This is a genomic window from Nosocomiicoccus sp. HMSC059G07 (genome assembly GCF_001815515.1).
GTDB classification, from domain to species: Bacteria; Bacillota; Bacilli; order Staphylococcales; family Salinicoccaceae; genus Nosocomiicoccus; species Nosocomiicoccus ampullae_A.
On record NZ_KV820889.1, the window covers coordinates 1 to 234 of the forward strand.

At 37.6% G+C, this 234-nt stretch carries 1 pseudogene; it reads right to left on the minus strand.

What is annotated here, in order from left to right:
- A pseudogene (locus HMPREF3029_RS09030) lies at window positions 1–234 on the minus strand (HPr kinase/phosphorylase); the annotation flags it as partial.

Here is a 234-nt window from a genome sequence, read left to right on the forward strand (position 1 = left end):
TTAAAAGTGGAATATTTGCATTCTCACACGCTTCTATAATTTCTTTTGGTGGTATTAAATCGTCTGTAAATATAAAACACGGCGTCTCATTTGTACATAGTAGTTGTGCACGAGTTGCGCGTTCTTCATCCGTTAATTTCGTATTAAAATACGTCGTTTCAGTCAGTCCGAATAACTGAACGCGTTCTTTTGAATAATGTGAAAAATAACCCGCAATCTCAAGCCCTGGTCGTG